Annotated in this window: 13 protein-coding genes and 2 pseudogenes; 8 read left to right on the forward strand and 7 right to left on the reverse strand. The window is 61.5% G+C overall.

The annotated features are described in order from the left end of the window. Window positions 1-10 precede the first annotated feature (10 nt). Together SJQ66_RS15235 and SJQ66_RS15240 are read right to left on the reverse strand one after the other, a co-directional pair. Window positions 11-1,171 carry an alpha/beta hydrolase family protein gene (locus SJQ66_RS15235; RefSeq protein WP_024903550.1) on the reverse strand — a complete coding sequence of 387 codons (1,161 nt, stop codon included), beginning with the start codon at window positions 1,169-1,171 and terminating at the stop codon, window positions 11-13. 20 nt (window positions 1,172-1,191) lie between these two features. After that, window positions 1,192-2,127 (reverse strand): SphA family protein, encoded by a 936-nt coding sequence (locus tag SJQ66_RS15240; protein ID WP_024903549.1) that lies wholly within the window; start codon window positions 2,125-2,127, stop codon window positions 1,192-1,194. Window positions 2,128-2,432: 305 nt separating this feature from the next. Between SJQ66_RS15240 and SJQ66_RS15245 the strand changes: the two genes are divergently transcribed. The 4 genes from SJQ66_RS15245 to SJQ66_RS15260 all read left to right on the forward strand — a co-directional run bounded on the left by SJQ66_RS15245 (window position 2,433) and on the right by SJQ66_RS15260 (window position 6,489). Continuing rightward, a complete protein-coding gene (locus SJQ66_RS15245; RefSeq protein ID WP_320534975.1) occupies window positions 2,433-3,356 on the forward strand; it encodes a LysR family transcriptional regulator in 924 nt (307 codons plus the stop codon). Next, a complete protein-coding gene (locus tag SJQ66_RS15250) occupies window positions 3,353-4,321 on the forward strand; it encodes a LysR family transcriptional regulator (protein ID WP_024903547.1) in 969 nt (322 codons plus the stop codon). The genes SJQ66_RS15245 and SJQ66_RS15250 overlap by 4 nt, the downstream gene beginning before the upstream one ends. Before the next feature lie 103 nt (window positions 4,322-4,424). Further along, the gene (locus tag SJQ66_RS15255) at window positions 4,425-5,435 is read left to right on the forward strand and encodes an ornithine cyclodeaminase family protein (protein ID WP_253463621.1); all 1,011 of its coding nucleotides are present in this window, start codon (window positions 4,425-4,427) and stop codon (window positions 5,433-5,435) included. A 34-nt stretch (window positions 5,436-5,469) separates the two neighbouring features. Further along, the gene (locus SJQ66_RS15260; protein ID WP_024903545.1) at window positions 5,470-6,489 is read left to right on the forward strand and encodes a dihydrodipicolinate synthase family protein; all 1,020 of its coding nucleotides are present in this window, start codon (window positions 5,470-5,472) and stop codon (window positions 6,487-6,489) included. 97 nt (window positions 6,490-6,586) lie between these two features. On the opposite strand, the gene SJQ66_RS15265 is transcribed toward SJQ66_RS15260, so the two are convergent. Both SJQ66_RS15265 and SJQ66_RS15270 read right to left on the reverse strand, forming a co-directional pair. Continuing rightward, window positions 6,587-8,377, reverse strand: coding sequence for a glycosyltransferase family 39 protein (locus tag SJQ66_RS15265; protein WP_157685706.1), 1,791 nt, complete (start codon window positions 8,375-8,377; stop codon window positions 6,587-6,589). Further along, on the reverse strand, window positions 8,355-9,371 hold the full coding sequence (locus SJQ66_RS15270; RefSeq protein WP_052738166.1) for a glycosyltransferase family 2 protein: 1,017 nt from the start codon (window positions 9,369-9,371) through the stop codon (window positions 8,355-8,357). Before SJQ66_RS15270 ends, SJQ66_RS15265 begins: the two co-directional genes overlap by 23 nt. A gap of 340 nt (window positions 9,372-9,711) precedes the next feature. Here SJQ66_RS15270 and SJQ66_RS15275 point away from each other — a divergent pair, with 340 nt between their 5' ends. The 4 genes and pseudogenes from SJQ66_RS15275 to SJQ66_RS15290 all read left to right on the forward strand — a co-directional run. Beyond that, the gene (locus SJQ66_RS15275) at window positions 9,712-10,656 is read left to right on the forward strand and encodes an AEC family transporter (RefSeq protein WP_024903543.1); all 945 of its coding nucleotides are present in this window, start codon (window positions 9,712-9,714) and stop codon (window positions 10,654-10,656) included. Window positions 10,657-10,752: 96 nt separating this feature from the next. After that, window positions 10,753-13,023 carry a TonB-dependent siderophore receptor gene (locus tag SJQ66_RS15280; protein ID WP_081764926.1) on the forward strand — a complete coding sequence of 757 codons (2,271 nt, stop codon included), beginning with the start codon at window positions 10,753-10,755 and terminating at the stop codon, window positions 13,021-13,023. A gap of 42 nt (window positions 13,024-13,065) precedes the next feature. Continuing rightward, window positions 13,066-13,617 (forward strand): annotated as a pseudogene (gene pnuC, locus SJQ66_RS15285) (nicotinamide riboside transporter PnuC); the annotation flags it as partial. 189 nt (window positions 13,618-13,806) lie between these two features. Continuing rightward, a pseudogene (locus tag SJQ66_RS15290) lies at window positions 13,807-14,979 on the forward strand (phosphotransferase); the annotation flags it as partial. Between the two features lie 28 nt (window positions 14,980-15,007). Here the strand turns inward: SJQ66_RS15290 and SJQ66_RS15295 are convergent. The 3 genes from SJQ66_RS15295 to cysT are packed head-to-tail and all read right to left on the reverse strand — an operon-like array spanning window position 15,008 to window position 18,245. After that, complete coding sequence (locus SJQ66_RS15295) at window positions 15,008-16,210, reverse strand: sulfate/molybdate ABC transporter ATP-binding protein (protein WP_024903540.1); 1,203 nt, start codon at window positions 16,208-16,210, stop codon at window positions 15,008-15,010. 8 nt (window positions 16,211-16,218) lie between these two features. Next, window positions 16,219-17,205 carry a sulfate ABC transporter permease subunit CysW gene (cysW, locus tag SJQ66_RS15300; RefSeq protein ID WP_024903539.1) on the reverse strand — a complete coding sequence of 329 codons (987 nt, stop codon included), beginning with the start codon at window positions 17,203-17,205 and terminating at the stop codon, window positions 16,219-16,221. Then, a complete protein-coding gene (gene cysT / locus SJQ66_RS15305; protein WP_236693384.1) occupies window positions 17,202-18,245 on the reverse strand; it encodes a sulfate ABC transporter permease subunit CysT in 1,044 nt (347 codons plus the stop codon). Before cysT ends, cysW begins: the two co-directional genes overlap by 4 nt. Window positions 18,246-18,364: the final 119 nt, after the last annotated feature.

Below are 18,364 nucleotides of genomic sequence, written 5' to 3' on the forward strand. Positions count from 1 at the left end.
AAGAAGGGAGTCAGACAGCGGTATGCCCGCCTAAGGTTTCAGCCACCCAGTCGGCGATGTACTGTCCGGCGTTGATCGAATTGTCGAAGCTGGAGTGTTGGACGCCGCCCTCCCGATCGGTGAAGATTTTCAATTCACGCTTCGGGCTGTTCACAAGCTGTTCGTACGTGCGATGCGCCCACGCAACCGGGATCTGTGAATCCTTCTCGCCGTGTGTTACGAGAAACGGCACCTTGATGCGGTCGAGCACGCCGTCCAGATGCACGTCTTGTGCGATCTCCATGAACGTGTCGATGTCTTTCGCGCCCCACACCCAGCACACATGGTTCCAGTAGTGCGGCACCGGTAAGCTGCCTTCGCGTTGCAGGCGTTTCTTCTGTACGTCGCGCCAGTCGTGATTCGCGCCCCATACAACACCGCAGGCGAAGCGCGGCTCGAACGCCACGGCGCGCGGACAGTAGTAGCCACCGAGAGAAACGCCTTCCATGCCGATGCGTCTGTGATCGATGTCCTCGCGCGTCTCGAGCCAGTCCACGATCCGGCTTGCCCAGATCTCGGTGTTGTACACGGCATGCAGACCTTCGAGACGCAATGCCTCGCCGGTGCCGGGCTGATCGACGATCAGCGACGACACGCCGCGCGCCGCCAGCCATCCTGGCAAGCCGACGAGGTATTTCATCTCCTTCGTGGAGTCGAGTCCGTTCACTTGCAGGAGCAAGGGGCTGCGCGCGCTCGCGCCCCTGGCTTTGACCAGCAGGCCTGAAAGGTGGCTGTCGCCATACGGAATGGTGACGTGCTCGCAGTTTTCGCCGAGCAGCTTGACCCCCATCGAGAAGGTATCGAGCGCGCGGCGGTATAGGTCGACGCGTGCCGGTGCGTCGTGCGCCTGTAACCGCTCGCAGGTGATCAGATAGATCGCGGCGCGCTTGTACTTTTCACCTGCTGACAGGAACCTGCCGCGTGCTTCGTCTTCGGTGGCGAGATCGCACAGGCGATCGGCCATGCTTGACCAGACTTGCCTGAATGCACGTGTTCCTTCGGCATCGGGCTGCTTCGCGGCCTCCTGCAGTGGCGCGCACATCACTTCGATTTCGCCAATGCGCGCCCCCATCTCGATCGCGAGATCGACGGAGAGGTTCCAGACGTAGTTCGTGGGAAAGTAGCGAAACATGTCAGTCCTTCATGATCAGGTTAGTGGCCCGTATTGGGGATTGGTGGCTTTGCCCACAACGGGATCGCGAGGTTTAGCCAGATCGCGTTGCTCTTCGATGTATTGGCTGCATAGATGCCCTGCTGATAGTTCAGATTGATGTTGAAGGGGCCGGCGTTGTACACGATGGACGGGCCGAGGGCGAGCGACTTTGCGCGATTGCCGACGACCACCGAGCCGTTCTGCCGGTCGTCCGTGAACTGGTTCAGGTACGCGCCAACCATGCCGATCTTCCATTTGCCGAAGTTCCATCCGGCCTCGAATTCGCCGACGTACGCCGTGCCGGAACGGTAAGCCGTTTCGCTGTTTTCACGGTTGAACATCACGCGGTTGGAAACACCGAGGTCAATCCCGTTCGGCACGTTGTAGCGCAGCGAAATCACCGGTTGTAGCGAGGTATAGCCCACTGCCACGCTCGCTTTCGACGGGCTGTACGAACCGTTCTCGAACGCAATGTCAAAGCCGCTGGTGAATGTCAGATTCCGTGCAAGGTGCCAGCTCAGCACGACGGGAGAGAGCGTGATATTGGACAGCCCGTTTTGCGTACCGCGTTGGCCCGCAACATTCGTGTGCAGCGAGACGACCGGCAAGACCAACTGCGTGTATACATTCGCGCCTAGTAACGTAAAGGGATAGGACGCGAGCAGACGCGTGGTCGCTGAAAATGTCGACGAGTGAAAACGGAACGGTAATTTTTCGCCGTTATTACCGTAAAGCCCATTGGAGAAGCTGTAATTGAATTGTTCCAGGGCGAACAGTCCGGGTATGGGCGGCATTTCCGCGATGTTCGTGCCTACCGCGCCGGCCGGATAAGGGGAAACCCCGCCTTCGAGCGCATACGCGTGCTTCGACGCCAGCGTGGCAAACAGCATGCATCCTATGGAAGCAGCGATCGCCCCAAGATATCCTTTACGCATTTTTGTCTCCTCATCGCCAGCGCCGCACGGGCGAGTCGACTTGTCTCTTATCGTTTATTGAATGCGATGAAACGCATGTATGTCCCCGGCCGACCCCACGTCTCAACCGGTCCCGATGCAGGGTGTGAATTCAATGTTGTCGGGATGGGGATTAGATTAAGATGCGCTGATATAACACTCAAATGGATTGCATCCATTCGGTGTATGGGTCGCCTGAATGCTTTTGGGAGAAACCCTAACGCCGATCGATGCCGGAACGTATCGGCGTTAAAACAGGCAGCAAACAATAAACGGAGACAAGGCACATGCGCTTCAACAAGCTCGATCTGAATCTGCTCGTGGCGCTCGACGCTTTGCTGACCGAAGGAAGTATCAGCCGGGCCGCGGAAAAAATTCACCTGAGCCAGTCCGCGATGAGTAACGCGCTGGCCCGACTGCGCGAATACTTCGACGATGACTTGCTCGTCCAGGTCGGGCGCAAGATGGAACCCACCTCACGTGCCGAAGGGCTGAAGGACCCCGTGCGCGATATTCTGCTTCGGGTTGATGCGACCGTGGCCGCGCAGCCGCAGTTCGTGCCGTCGCAGTCGAACCGGCTATTCGGATTGCTGGTATCGGACTACACGATGATGACGCTAATGCCGCACGTGCTGAAGCGCGCCTATCGGGAAGCCCCCGGGGTGAGCTTCGACTTACGGCCTCAGGTCTCGAACCCGCAACGTGTGCTTGAACGAGGCGAAGCTGACCTGCCGATCATTCCCAAGGACTTCTGTTCGACGGAACATCCGTCCGAGAGACTGCTGGAGGAAACGTTCTGTTGTGTGTTGTGGGAGCAAAGCAACTTCGCAACCGGCGATATGACAAGCGACCGCTATCTGCGCGCGGGCCACGTGGTCGTGCATCCCGGCGGCGGTGGCATCGCGCTCGAAGACGCGTTCATGAGGCGTCTCGGCGTGTCCCGACGGGTCGAGGCGAGTACGTTCAGTTTTCTGTCCGCCGCGCATCTCGTAGTCGGGACGCACCGCATCGCGACAATGCATTCCCGGCTCGCAAGGGAAGCGGCGCGCGCCTTGCCGATTGCGATCAGGGACATGCCGATGGTGATGCCGAAGATGGAGCAGTGCATGCAATGGCACAAACATCGCACGTCGGACCAGGGCATTGCGTGGCTGCGCATGCTGATAAGGGAGTCGGTGCTCGCCATGGATGGCATGCTGGACGCGGTATGATGAAGACGGTTGCGAGCAGGGCGGCAGGCGGGCACACGAAGGTCGATGTCCATCAAGCGGCCGACACGTTATCCATTCTCGATCCGCGATGGCAAGTCTTCGCGCGCGTGGCGAACCTGGGCAGTCTCAGCAAAACCGCCATCGCGCTCGACATGCCGCAATCGCTTGTCAGCCGGGACATCGCGCTGCTCGAACAGCAGTGTGGCGAGCGGCTCTTTCGACGCACGGGCCGCGGCGTCGTTCTCACCGAATTCGGCCAATACGTGTTGCCGCGCGTCGTGCATCTTGCTGAACACGCAGACGCGCTGGCAGATGATATTCGCAGCGCGCGTGGGCAGCCTAAGGGTGAAGTGCTGGTCGGTTTGTTGCCGTCCGCGGTAGACCAGCTGGCCGGCCCGTTATTCGCGTCGGTAAAAAAGCAATTGCCGGACGTCAGACTGCATCTGGTGGAAGGCGCAAGCGCCCAGCTCGAAGAGCAACTCCACGAGGGCCGTCTCGACATGGCGGTGGTCTTGCGCGACGACGCGGCGAGCGTCAAGGACGCTCATGTCCTTGCCACGGTGCCCCTCAATCTCGTGGGGCTGCGCGAAGATACGTTGGTCGCAGGGAAGGAGATTCCGCTCGCCCGACTTTCTGGTATACCCCTGGTCGTCCCGGGCCGCCCCCATCCCTTGCGCGGGCGTCTTGATCGCCTCGCCGTCGAACACGCGCTGGCACTGGAAGTGACTGTCGAGGTGGACTCGGTGCGATTACAGTATGAGATTGTCGCCGCGGGCGGAGGCTATGCGATCGCCTCGGTCATGCCAGGCAGGCTTGATGCACGTTTGGCCGCATCACGCATCGTCCAGCCCGGGCTCGAACGCTTCGTGGTACTGGTGGATACGCCGCGTCGTCCCCATACCCGCGCCACGCGGATGGTTCGGTGCCTGATCGAAAAGCTCGAGGTATTTGCGCCGATGCGCTGATCCGGTTATCGACAAAATGCATAACTGCTTTCGATGCTGAGCAGTACACGAATGCGCACGGGCTCCCTATAGTGGGTTGGTCATTTACGCCAACGCCCACACCATGTCCGATACGCGGCCGAGCGAGGCCCTTCCCCCCACGCTTTTTCTAAGCGACGCCGACGTTGCATCGCTCGTCGACTGGTTTCCCGCGGTGTCCGCGCTCGCAAAGGCGTATGCCGGACAGATATCCGACGCGATGGTCCCACCGCGTTCGATGGCGCGCGGCGATGGTATCTGGTTGCGCGGTCTGACCGCGATATCGCCTGCTGGTGGTCACATGGGATCGAAGCTGATTGCCGCGTCGCCGCGCATAAGACGCGCAAGCTATTTGATCTCGCTTTTCGATCAGCACACGATGGGCCTTGCCGCGTTGATCGACGGTAATCGTGTGACGGGACTGCGTACCGCGGCCACCGCCGCGCTGGCGATCGACCGGCTGGCGCCCCGCCGGCCGCTGCGTGTAGGGGTGATCGGTTCGGGCTTCGAGGCGCGTGGCGCGCTCGATTGCCTCGCCGCGACGCGCCTGCTGCAGGGTGTGTTGGTCTTCAGTCCCAATCCATCGAGCCGTGAACGTTTTGCGCGCAGTTTCGCCGGCAGCATCGACGTGTGCCCTGTCGACACCCCCGCACGTGCCGTAAGCGACGCCGATGTCGTCATCTGCGCCGCTCGCAGTCGCGACGAGTCGCCGGTTCTGCAGGGCGCGTGGCTTGCTGCAGGGGCAACCGTGGTATCGCTCGGCTCGACCCTGCCCGAGCAGCGGGAGGTGGACGAAGAAACCATGGCCCGGGCCGTGTGCGTGGTGGCCGACATGCCCGATGAAGTCGCGCACGATACCGGTGACGGCATCGCGGCCATGCGCGCGGGCCTCGCACTTGAGGCGAAACTCGTCTCTCTCGCGGCCGTGGTCTCGGGCGAGGTGACGCCGCGACGTTCCCAGGCCGACATCGTGCTCTACAAATCGGTGGGCTCGGCACTGCAGGACGTGGTCATCGCGGAGATGCTGTTCGCACTCGCCAAGGTGAAGGGCTATGGCACGCCGTTACCGGTGAGCATCGTGCCGGTTGCCAAATAATATTGACCTCAATCCGGAATCGGAGAAATGCCTTATGGCTACCTACAAGAAAGCCGACGCTCGCGCATGGGCAAAGGAGCACCTGATTGGTTGCTCGGCCGTTACCATTCCCAGCTACAGTGCGGACCTCAAGCATCTCAATGAACGCGGCATCCGCCACGACATTGAACGGGCGATCACATTCGGTTTCCGTTATACGCTGTTGTGCAGCGAAGTGGCCATTACGCCCCAGGAGAACGCACAGTTCACTGCATGGGCACGCGAGACAGCGGGCAACCGGCTTGGCCTCTTTTTTCATGCGGCATTCGGAACGCTTGCGGAGAACATCGAAGCGGTGAAGCTGGCGGAGAAAGCCGGCGCGGATATCGTGCTGCTGTCATATCCTCCTCAGTTCTGGCCCACGACGGAACAGGAAATCTACGACTATACGAAAACGTTCTGCGACGAGACCGATCTGGCGGTGATGTTATTTCCCATCCCGCTCTGGGGGTTCGAGCGGGTTCATCCCGCAGGCATGCCGGTACACCTGGTCCGTCGCCTTCTCGACGATTGCCCAAATATTGTCGCGATCAAGTCGGAGCAAGGTTTTCCGCTACCAGCGGGGATCTGCGAGATGTACCACCACTTTCGCGAGCAGGTCGTGATCAGTTGTCCGATCGAAGGGGATGCGATTCCACTGATGAGCGTGATGAAACTCCAGTTCTCCGGCACCAGTAACACCGCATGGATGAGCGACTACTATCCGAAGGCGTTCGAACTGGCGCGCCATGGCCAGTGGGAAGAGGCCATGGCGATGTACTGGCGCGTTAATCCCGCGCGCAATGCCAACGGCGGGGCGGCGCAGACCTACGCGGGCGGTACCGGCGTGCTCAACCGCACCATGTGGAAGTATCAGGACTGGCTGGCCGGGTTCAATGGCGGCCCGTTGCGCGCGCCGGCCATGCGTGTGCCCGACCGTTTGATGAAGACATTGCGCCAGGGCCTGATCGCCTCGGCGTTGCCGGTGACGTCTGATCCGGATACGGCATTTAACGTGGGCCGCTTTCCCTGCTGAGCAATAGCGCCACGAAGCACATCGATCGAAGGGCGTGGCACGGTGCGTCGATTCGCGTCCACCCACAAGCCCTTTCCTCGTGGCGCGCTTGCACCGGCTATTTTGCGATGCCGGCCAAGTCGTTCTTGTTCGCATCAAAGCGAAGGATATCGATGCTGCCGAAGTGCCAGGTCTTGACCGGCTGCCCTCGCTCCGCGATCAAGGCTTCGCGCACCAGGTCCGGATGCCCTTTTTCCACCGCGGTTCGACGCGCAAGCCACACGGTTTCGTGCCCCGCCATCATTGCCTTGATACGCGGGATATCCGAGGGAATGACCGCCGGCTCGCCCTTGTTGCTGCTCAAATAGTCGCGCGGCATGTTTAACGCCGGATAGTCAGCCGGAATCTGCACGGCCGGCAGGTTGTCTTGGAAGCGGTGGGTGTAATAGTTGATTCCCACGGCCACCTCGTTCGGATAAATCAGCAGCAAATCATCCTTGCGCACTTGTTGCACCAACGTCTGCTCGATCTTGCGGAGGTCTTCCGTGGGCATCAGGAAATACGCCCGCACGCCAACCAGTGACAGCAACACGACGACCGCGAGAATGGCGTGACGTCGCCAAGCCCGGCCGGGCATCAGTCCGATACCGCAGGCGACCAGCACCATGACTGGCGTTGTCATCCAGGCCATCGTCCGCGTCACGAAGACAGGCTTGAACAGGTACGAGACTACGAACAAAAGCGTCATGGGCAGGAAAAGCGCGATGATCGCGTACACCGTCAAGGTTGCCCACGTACGGCCTTTTTGATATAGCCGCACCACGCCGAAGACCAGCAGCAACAGGACCGGAATCGTGGCTGCGCGCCCGCCTGCCGACAGTGTCAATGGCCAGCTCAGCATTGCCGGTGAAACCTCGGCCCAGAAAGCGGAATGGACCGTGCGCGATTCTTCGAGCAGTATCGGTATGCAGGGTGCCCAGAGGGCCAACGCCAGCAGGAGCGGCTTGATGACCGCCATCAGCAGCGGCAGGCGCCGGCCGGCACCAAAGAAAACGATGACTACGCCCATTGCGAGCCAGTTCGCCATGATGATGACGGGGCTCGTATTGTGCAGCCAGAGTGTGATCCCCGCGCAGCCTCCTAGGCCGAGCCACAGCAGCAGCGTGTTGGCACGCCGCGTCGAGAGCGGAACGGTCGTGGATGGTGCCGACGCGGCAAAAGCGCCGCCTGTGTCGGCGTCGTGGGGCGCCGCCGGATCAAACGCCGTCTGGAAGGCAAACAGACGTTGCAGATACAGGCACGACAGCAGCAGCATTGCCGTGCAGCTCAGACCTTGCAGCGCATAGGGACGCGCTTGTTGCGCGTATTCGAGACTGCCGGCATTGATCGCGAGCAATGCCCCTGCGATGAGGCCGATATACTCGGCTCGCGGACCCGGCTTGATCCAACGTGGCGCATGCGTGGCAATCGCCACCGTGGCAATGCTGGCAATAACCGATAAGGCACGCATTGCGCCTTCGCTGCTCCCCGTCAGCCCCATCCAGAGTTTCAATGCTGAGTAATAGAAGGGCGGGTGGGTTTCATATTGCGGCATGACTTGCCAGAGATCATGCCAACTCAGGCTCGAAAACCAGAAGCTGTAAGCCTCGTCGGTCCAGAAAGACCGGCTGGTCAGTTCGGGCAATCGCATCGCGACGGCGAGTGCGAGAATGGCCCACGCGGCCTGGATGAATTGTCTGCTTCTTGCGGCTGGCACCGGGCGCGGCGGCGGGGTGCGCCGCGTGCCCGGCGGCATGTGCACTTCGGACGGTGGGTCTATCGATGCCGACATTCGTGCGTCATCCGGATGGGCGGGAAGCGTCGTGACCGACTGCGCGGTACGCGTATCAACCACGTGAGCGTTGTTCATAGCGGCGTTTGACGAGGTAGATTGGCCGGCGTTTCGTTTCGAAGTAAATCCGTCCCACGTACTCGCCCAACACACCAATGCCGATCAATTGCATGCCCCCAAGCATCAGCACGACGGTAAGAATGGACGCATACCCCGGTACTGCCACACCGAATACCAAGGTGCGTAGAATCAGGAAGAACGCATAAAAAAACGCAAAGAAGGCGAAGATCACGCCGAGATAGGTCCACACGCGCAGCGGTAGCGTGCTGAAGCTGGTAAAACCTTCCAACGCGAAATTCCAGAGGCGCCAGCCCGAGAACTTGCTGTCACCGGCCACGCGCGCTTCCCGTGCGTATTCCACCGTTGCGGTGGGGTAGCCTACCCACGCGAACAAGCCTTTCATGAAGCGACGCGTCTCCGGTAACTGCTTCAATGCATCGGCGACGGCCCTGGAGATCAGGCGAAAATCGCCTACATTCTCAGGGATGGGGACATCCGACAGGTGATTGTGAAGACGGTAGAACATCGCCGCCGTCTTCCGTTTCATCATGGAGTCCGAACTCCGGTCCGCGCGTTTGGCCACCACGACGTCGTACCCCTCACGCCATTTTTCGATCAACTTCGGAATCACCGCCGGCGGATCTTGTAAATCCGCGTCGAACGGGACAATGATGTCGCCACGTGCTTCGTCGAGACCGGCCGACAATGCCGATTCCTTGCCGAAGTTGCGGGTCAGGTCGATCACGACGATTTTGCCGTTCGCCATCGCATGCGTCACCAGTTGCTGCAGCGTGGTGTCACGGCTGCCATCGTTGACGCATACGATCTCGAAATCGAATTCGGTCAATGCCTCCAACTGCGGGACAACCGCCGCGAAAAATGCATCGATTACTTCCCCTTCGTTATAGAACGGCACAACCAGCGAAAGCAAAGGCTTGTTGACCGGGTCGATGTCCCGGGGCACGAGAAACTGCTGCGCCACGGCGGATGGCGCAAAAGACGGTGTAGTCATCGCGTAGTCACTAATCTGTTACATCAGAGAGTCGGAGCGGCGAAACGTCGAACGGACGAAGGCGTCGCACAGGTACGCGACAGGCAAGACGAATCTGTAAAGCGGCCCGTATAGATTACACAATTCAGCCGCGCTCGACATGTGCTTCGATCAAAATTCGGCATGCCGAAACATGTTTGCCAAGAAAAGTACCAGGCAACACCGTACGCTACGTTACGTCTTGATACATTCACGATGCGGCGACAATAACGAATTGAAAGGAAGCAAACATTGGATTGTATCAATTGACTGGTTTATGCTCGCGGCTGTCCTAATATTCCAAGTCCGGTTTTTCAGCACGATGTTGACCACTTTTGAAATACTGCTGCCGATCTTTGCATTGATCCTTGCCGGCTACCTGTGCAGAAAGCGTCGGATCATGGGGCCGACGGCTGCATCCGAATTGAACAAGATGGTGGTCTGGCTGGCACTCCCGGCCTTGTTGTTCGATGTGATGGCGCACGCCACCTGGGCCCAGATGGACCAGCCGGCGTTTATCCTGGCGTTCACGCTCGTGTCGGTGGGGATTTTTGCAGTCGTGCTGGCCTGGCGACTGCGAGCAGGCCGTCACCTCGCCGATGCGAGCATCGATGCCATTGCGGCAGCCTATCCGAACACCGCCTACATCGGCTTGCCGTTGGGGATGGTGCTGTATGGGGTGCAAAGCCGCACCCCCGTCACGATCGCGACGATCATCGTCGCCTGCGTGCTGTTTGCCGGCGCGATCGTCTTGATCGAGATTGGCGTGCAGACGGAACGTCATCCCGCAAAGCTTGCGGGAAAGGTGCTGAAGTCGCTGGCGAAGAATCCGTTGATCGTCTCGCCGATCGCGGGAGGGCTGGTCGCCGCGGCGCATGTGAGCATGCCGCAAAGCGCCGAGATGTTTCTGAAACTGTTGGGCGAGGCGGCAAGTCCGTGCGCGCTGATCAGCCTCGGGCTGTTTCTCGCCGAGGATCGTCCGTCGTCACGTCTGCAGCCGACGACCGTGGCGCTAGCTGCCTTGAAACTGATCATCCAGCCTTTGCTCGCCTTCTGGCTAGCCAGTCGGTGGCTTGGCATGTCTGGCGATATACTCGGTATCACCGTGCTGCTTTCGGCGCTGCCGACCGGCACCGGCCCTTTCATGCTGGCGGAATTCTATAAACGCGAAGCGGTCATCACGTCGCAGGTCATCTTGTTGACCACGGTCTGTTCGCTGTTGACCCTGACTGTAATGCTGGTACTCACGGGACATGTTCCGCATTAACGCGACATGTTGCTATGCAGCAAACCGCACTGTAATTTACGGATGGCGTCACTGCCGTTACTATGCGCGCGACGATTCGTAAAATAATGGGACAGGATGAGAAAGCCGCGCGGGGCAGTATTTTCGGTGTCGATTGGCTGGGTGCCCAGGGTACCTTTCATCTTCTGCGCGGTGCTGGCCGGCGCGCTCCCGCACGCTGCGCTGGCGCAAGCCGCGGCGGCGGCGGCGACGACGGCGTCCGCACCAGCGGCTAGCGCCTCGGCGACCGACAATGCATTGCCCGCCGTAGCGGTCACCGCGCCGGGCGAAGACGGCGGCGCGGCGAACCATTATCGGGCACGAACCTCGTCGATCACCGGGGACGAGGACGCACGGTTGCGTGACACGCCGGCATCGATCACGGTGATGACCGCGGCATTGATTGCCGACCAGCAGGCCAAGCGCCTCAGCGACGTATTGCGTAATGACGCATCGGTGGGCAACGCCTATGCGCCGGTGGGGTATTACGAGGGTTTCTCGATCCGCGGCTTTCCGATTGATCTCGCCAGCGCGATCAAGGTCAATGGGATGAGCGCATCGGGTGAGCAGCAGTTCGCACTTGAAAACAAATCGCGCGTGGAAGTGCTGAACGGGCTGGCGGGGATAGAGAGCGGTGTAGTCGCGCCTGGCGGCATCATCAACTTCGTGACCAAGCGTCCGGAAAATGTGCAGAGCGTGACGGTCGGCACGGACAGTCGCGGATCGACGTCGGCGGCCGTCGACCTTGGTCGACGCTTCGGTACCGACAATGCATTCGGATTTCGCGTCAACGCGGCCAAGGAAGATACGCACTCGTATGTCGATGGCGCCAACGGCCGGCGTACTTTCGGCTCGGTTGCCCTGGACTGGAACCTGACACCACGCGCCAGCCTGCAATTGGACGCCGAGTTCCAGCAACTGGTGCAGAAGTCGGTGTCCGGCTATCAACTGCTGGGCGGCACCGTGGTGCCGTCCGCCGCCTCCGCCAGCAAGTTGCTCGGCGCGCAGCCATGGGCCAAGCCGACGACCACCGATGCACTAAACCTGAGCGGACGCTTCGACTACCAGTTCAACGACGACTGGCGCGCGTACGTTGCCATCAGCCGCAGCCGGACGATGATCGATGACAACGTCGCTTTCGCCTACGGTTGCTACTATGCGCCGAGTTGCGCCAGCGGTGCCACCTCGCCGTACTTCTTCGGGGCGAACGGCGACTTCGACGTCTACGATTTTCGCAGCCCTGGCGAATACCGGCGTAACGACGAAGTGCGCAGCGCCGTGACGGGCCGTGTATGGACGGGGGCGGTCCGGCATGACGTGTCGTTGGGTGTCGATATCCAGCGGCGCGTGGTCAGCATGACCACGGCGGTCAACGACTACGTCGGTAGCGAGAATATCTACGGCCCGGACCTGACCTTCGATCCCTCACAGAATCAGGCCGGTCCGTCCTTCCGGCAACTCGACGCCTGGCAATATGCCCTTTTCGCGACGGACAAGGTGTCGATCGGCGACCATTGGCAGATCCTGGGCGGTGGTCGCGAAGTGTTCTTGCGGCAGCGCAGCTGGGCAGCAATCGACACGGTAGCCACGCACACGGACCGCACGACCTTCCTGCCGCAACTGGCGGTGGTGTACAAGCCTGTGACGCCACTTTCCGTGTATGCGTCGTACAGCAGGACGCTGTCGCTTGGCGCCCAGGCCCCGTACCGCGCGACGAATGCATACGCGTTCCTGCCGCCATTGCTTTCCACGCAAGTGGAGGGCGGAATCAAGTACGATTGGCGTGATGCATTGAGCGTGGGCTTGTCGGTCTTCACGATCGACAAGCCGTTCGAATTCGCTGATCCGGATGCCGGTACCGGCACCTATACCTTCGTGCAGCATGGCACCCAGCGCAATACCGGAGTCGAGTTGAACGTATCCGGTCGTGCAAGCCGTGACCTGACGCTGAACGGCAGCGTGGCCGCCATTCGCGCGCGGGCATCCGGTACGGGCTCTCCGGATTACGAAGGCCATCAAGTCATCAATGTGCCGGCGATGCGCGCGACGGTGTACGCCGATTATGCGGTGCATCCAGTGCCGGGCTTGCATCTGCTGGGCGGCATGGTGTTCAGCGGCAGCAAGACGGCCAATGAAGAAGGCACGGCCCGCGTTCCCGCCTATTTCGTCTTTAATGCCGGGGCGCGCTATGAGACCCGAATCGGCGGGCATCGGACTACGATCCGCCTGTCGATCGACAATCTGTTCAACAAGTACTATTGGCAGGATGCGGGCGAGCAGCAGGGGGACGCCTATCTGTTCCTGGGCGCACCACGCACGGCCCGGCTGTCCCTGACGTACGATTTCTAAGGGACGGCGGCCGCTTCGGGCAGGTATTTCGTAGGAATCACGATGTCAGGAATTGAAATCGCGGGCGTGCTGGTCAGTGCGCTGGCAGTCTGGATGACGGCGCGCCGCTGGATGGCATGCTGGCCGGTGGGACTGGTGTCCGTCGCGCTTTATGCATGGATATTTCATGACGCGAAGCTGTATTCGGACATGCTGTTGCAGGCCGCATTTGCCGTGATGCAGTTGTACGGCTGGTGGCGCTGGCGGCACCCCGAGACACGGGCGGCGGCCAGCGCGTTGGTGGATGTCCAGGTGCCGTCGTGGCGTCTCTTGTGCCAGGGTCTGGGATGTGGCGCGCTAGGCGGCGCGGCACTGGGGCTGATGATGTCGGTGTGGACCGATGCCGCCTTGCCCTGGATGGACGCCTTTTTGTCGGCATTCAGTCTGGTCGCGCAGTATTGGACGGCGCGCCGATTCATTGCGTCGTGGCGACTGTGGGTCCTGCTCGACCTGATATATGTGGGGATGTTCTTGGTGAAGGGGCTCTATCCAACAGCCTTGCTATACGCCTGCTTCGTCGTGCTGGCATTGATCGGCTGGCGTAACTGGCGTCGTGCGTTGACCCTCGGGCGTCGGGTGATGCGGGGCGGGACGTCGGAAGGCTTGCCCGTGCCGTCCCCGGTTCCGGCCCCCCGTTCGCCCGTGCCATCGAATCCTGCCAGCGGCGCGGGGAGGCGTGGTGACAATACCGCTGACAGGGGGAATCTCGCGGGCACCGCCGGGCGTCCCTTCGGGCAGTCAGGCCAGTTCGGCATACACGGACAGCAGGCCGATCGAGATTGGCCGCTGATGATCGTCAGCGAACTGGCCAGCGTGCTTTCCTCCTACCGGATCGCGGGCGAAATCGACGTCATTTCATGGCATAGCCCGCGACCATTCGCCGCCGCGGCATTGGTCAGGCTGACCACGGGTGAAACGCTATTTGTGAAGCGTCACCATGAACGCCTGCGCGACATCGCGGCGTTGGCGGAAGAGCATCGGTTCATTGCGCATTTGCAACGGCAGGGAATGGCGGTGGCGCAGGTCCTGCATGACCGCTTGGGACGCACGGCCGTCCAGATCGGTGAATGGACTTACGAAGTGCATGGCATGGGGGAAGGCCAGGATGACTATCGCGACGTCATGTCGTGGGAACCCTTCAGGCGGGTGGACCATGCGCGGGTAGCCGGTGCCGCATTGGCGCGGCTGCATCGTGCGTCCCGCGGCTACGATGCGCCGGCGCGGCCACCCCGGCTGTTGCTGTCGAGCTACCAGGTGATTGGTGCGTCGGCGTTATTGCCAGCGCTGGAAAACTGGGTAGCGGCGCAGCCGCTGTTGCAAGAGGCGCTGGCGATGCGGCCGTGGCGTGAAGACATCGCGGCGACGATCGGCCCCTGGCATGCGCGGCTCGTCCCGCTGCTCGAGGCCGAGGGTGCGGATGCGGCGCCCGGCCTGGCGCCTTTATGGACGCATGGCGATTGGCATGCCTCGAATATGTTGTGGCGTGGCGCGGGTGCACCGTCATCGACACCGCGTACGCCCGAGGTCGGCACGATTCTCGACTTTGGACTTGCCGACCGGACGTGCGCCTTGGTGGATCTCGCGCTCGCGATTGAACGCAACACGATCGAATGGCTTGTGCAATCGGATGCGCGCGCCGTCCATCTGGACCAGGTCGATGCCTTGTTGAATGGCTATCACAGCGTCACGCCGCTGACCGATGCGGATCGCGCCGCGTTGATCGCGTTGCTGCCGATCGTGCATACCGAGTTCGCGTTGTCCGAGGTTGGCTACTTTGCTGGTGTGCTAGGTCTCGGCGAAGCCGCCGCCGTCGCTTACGACGATTATCTGCTGGGGCATGCGCGGTGGTTCGGCACGCGGTACGGTGGCGCGCTGTTGGCGCATCTGCGTGACTGGCGCGGCGCGCCATCGGTGTGACGGGCACGGCATGCCGCCACGTGGCGGGTCAGCTTTCAGCGGCGGCCGGCGTGCCGATGTCGATCGTGGCATTGCCGACAAAAACGCGCGCGCGACGCGGTGATAACAACACCGACTCGTTTTCCTGAAGCTGCATGTTCAGGAACTGCTGCGCCGGTAATTGCGCCTCGATAACGGCGATGCCCGCGCCCGCGCCGGCAGTGGGCGTCATGCCTACCGACTCGGCCGGCGCGAGCAGTTCGAGCTTGGCCACCGCACCGACCACCACGGCGCGGCTGAATTGCGCGGCAATGCCGTGGTGGCCCGGCGCCGGTCGCGTGATCTCGAAATCGTGAGGACGCACGAACGCGTTCGCCTCGCCATCCGGGGTTGCAGCCGTTGCCGCATGGCCGGCAGTGCTTGCCGTGGCGGCCTCGTCATGTATCGGGGCGACGTGTCCCGCGCCGGGCGTCTGGAACGTGTAGTCGCCTACGTGGATCAGGCCATCCCGCGCCGTGCCCTGGAACCGGTTTGCATCGCCGAGGAAGCCATAGACGAACGGACTTGCCGGCTTCTGCCAGACGTCCAGCGGTGAGCCGCTCTGCTCGATGCGGCCACGGTTGATCACCACCACCCGATCGGCCACTTCCAATGCTTCTTCCTGATCGTGCGTGACGAAGATGCTGGTCACGTTCAATTCTTCATGCAGGCGACGCAACCAGCGTCGCAGTTCCTTGCGCACTTTGGCGTCGAGCGCGCCGAACGGTTCGTCAAGCAGCAGCACCTTCGGCTCCACGGCAAGTGCCCGCGCAAGCGCGATACGCTGGCGTTGCCCACCGGACAACTGTGACGGATAGCGATCGGCCAGCCAGTCCAACTGCACCAGTTTCAGCAGTGCGTGCACTTTTTCCCGGATTTCGGCCTTTGGCGGTCGCTCGCGTCGCGGGCGGATCTTCAGCCCGAACGCGACATTGTCGAACACGGTCATGTGGCGGAACAGCGCGTAGTGCTGGAATACGAAACCCACCTGGCGTTCGCGGACATGCACATCGGTGCTGTCCTCGCCGGAGAACAGGATCTGCCCGCTATCCGGTGTCTCCAATCCGGCGATGATGCGCAGCAGCGTGGTCTTACCGCAGCCGGACGGTCCGAGCAGCGCAATCAGCTCGCCCTGGTCGATATGCAGGTTGACATCGTTCAGCGCCTGGAAATCGCCAAAGCGCTTGTTCACGTGTTGAACTTCGATACTCATCGGAAACCTCAGGGACGCCCGTTGGCGCGGGCAACATCGGAAGGCGCGGCGCCGGCGCCCGCGATCAGGACGGCGTCCGCGACCTGACCCGGACGTTCGCTTGGAAGGTCGGCGAGCCGCTTCATCTCGCGTTCATGCCGCCACTCCACCACGGATTTGATCACCAGCGTGACCAGTGCCAGCAAGGCGAGCAGCGATGCCACCGCGAACCCTGCCTGAATCTGGAACTGGTTGTACAGAATTTCCACTTGCAGCGGGATCGTATTTGTCTCCCCGCGCAGATGGCCCGAGACAACGGACACCGCGCCGAATTCTCCCATGGCCCGTGCATTGGCCAGGATGACGCCATATAGCAAGCCCCATTTGATATTTGGCAGCGTGACATGCCAGAACGTCTGCCAGCCGCTGGCGCCTAGCACGATGGCCGCTTGCTCCTCGTCGCTGCCCTGCGCCTGCATCAACGGAATGAGTTCGCGCGCCACTAGCGGAAGTGTCACGAATGCCGTGGCGATCACGACTCCCGGTACCGCGAATATGATCTGGATATCGTGGTCCATCAGCCAGGGGCCGATCCATCCCTGCGCGCCGAGCACGAGCACGTACGACAGACCCGCCACCACCGGCGAGACGGAAAACGGCAGATCGATCAGCGTGATCAAGATGGCCTTGCCACGGAATTCGAACTTCGCGAGCGCCCAGGCGGCTGCCACTCCGAACACCACGTTCATCGGCACGCTGATGGCCGCGGTCAGCAGCGTCAGCTTGATGGCGGACCACGCATCGGGATCCCGCAATGCGCTAAAGTAAGCGCCCACGCCCTTGCGCAGCGCTTCGACGAACACGGTCAGCAGCGGCAGGATGAGGAACAGCGCGATAAACAGCAAGGCAATGCCGATCAGCAGCCGGCGGACCCAAGGGGATTCTTCGGTGCCGCGCCGGATGCGCGTGGCGGCGCCCGTCTGCGTGCCTGGACGGCTTAATGCGGGAGAGGTCATTTGCGGCCTCCCGCGAGTAGTTTGCGCTGCCAGGCTTGCAGGCCATTGATGGCCAGTAACAGTACGAACGATACCACCATCAACACGACCGCCACCGCCGATGCCCCTGCGTAGTCGAATTGCTCAAGCTTCACCATGATCAGCAGCGGCGTGATTTCGGACACCATCGGCATATTGCCGGCGATGAAGACGACCGAGCCGTACTCGCCTACCGCCCGTGCGAACGCCATGGCGAATCCGGTAAGCAAGGCCGGAGAAATCGCGGGCAAGATCACGCGTGAGAAAATCTGCCAGCGCGTGGCACCCAGGCTGGCGGCCGCCTCTTCCAATTCCGCTTCGCTATCTTCCAGCACCGGTTGCACGGTACGCACGACGAAGGGCAGGCTGATGAACGTCAACGCAACGACGATGCCGGCGGGGTTATAGGCCAGATGGATACCGACCTGCGACAGGTACTGACCTAGCCAGCCGTTGTTCGACAGGATGGCTGTCAGCGAAATACCGGCCACGGCAGTCGGCAGGGCGAAGGGCAGGTCGACCAGGGCGTCGATGATACGCTTGCCGGGGAAGCGGTAGCGCACCAGCACCCAGGCGATCAGCAATCCAAAGACGAGGTTGATCAACGCGGCGATCAGTGCGCAGCCAAACGTGACGCGGTAGGTTGCCAACACGCGGGGCGCCGCGACTGCGGTGACGAAATCATCCCAGCCCAGGCCTGCGGTCTTGAAGAACAGCGCTGACAACGGCACGAAGACCATCAGGCACAGATAGAACAGGCTGAAACCCAGCGTCAGGCCGAAACCCGGCAGCACGCGCCGGGACTTGCGCGTCTTGCCGGGTGCGGGCGGCGGCGTGGGGTTGCCGGTCCCTCGTCGCGCATCGAGCCCGGTGGCGGGACCACCGGTGGCGTCGGCAAGCGCATCGGAGACGGCGGCGTGAATGCCGGAGGGGGCGGTTCGGGAAGCGGATAAGGCCATACGGTCGAGCAGTGCGGCGTCGCAGCGTTGAGTAGCAGTGCCGAGGGGAGATCGTTGCGGCATGAAGCCACGCGTGAGACTTTCCCTCGGCATGGTGCGGGAATGAACAGGGCATTATAGAGAGCCGCTTTTCGTGAAAACAGTCAAAACTGGGCGAAACAACCTGAAATCATTCGACTTTT

Source organism: Robbsia andropogonis (assembly GCF_034047095.1).
Taxonomy (GTDB): domain Bacteria; phylum Pseudomonadota; class Gammaproteobacteria; order Burkholderiales; family Burkholderiaceae; genus Robbsia; species Robbsia andropogonis.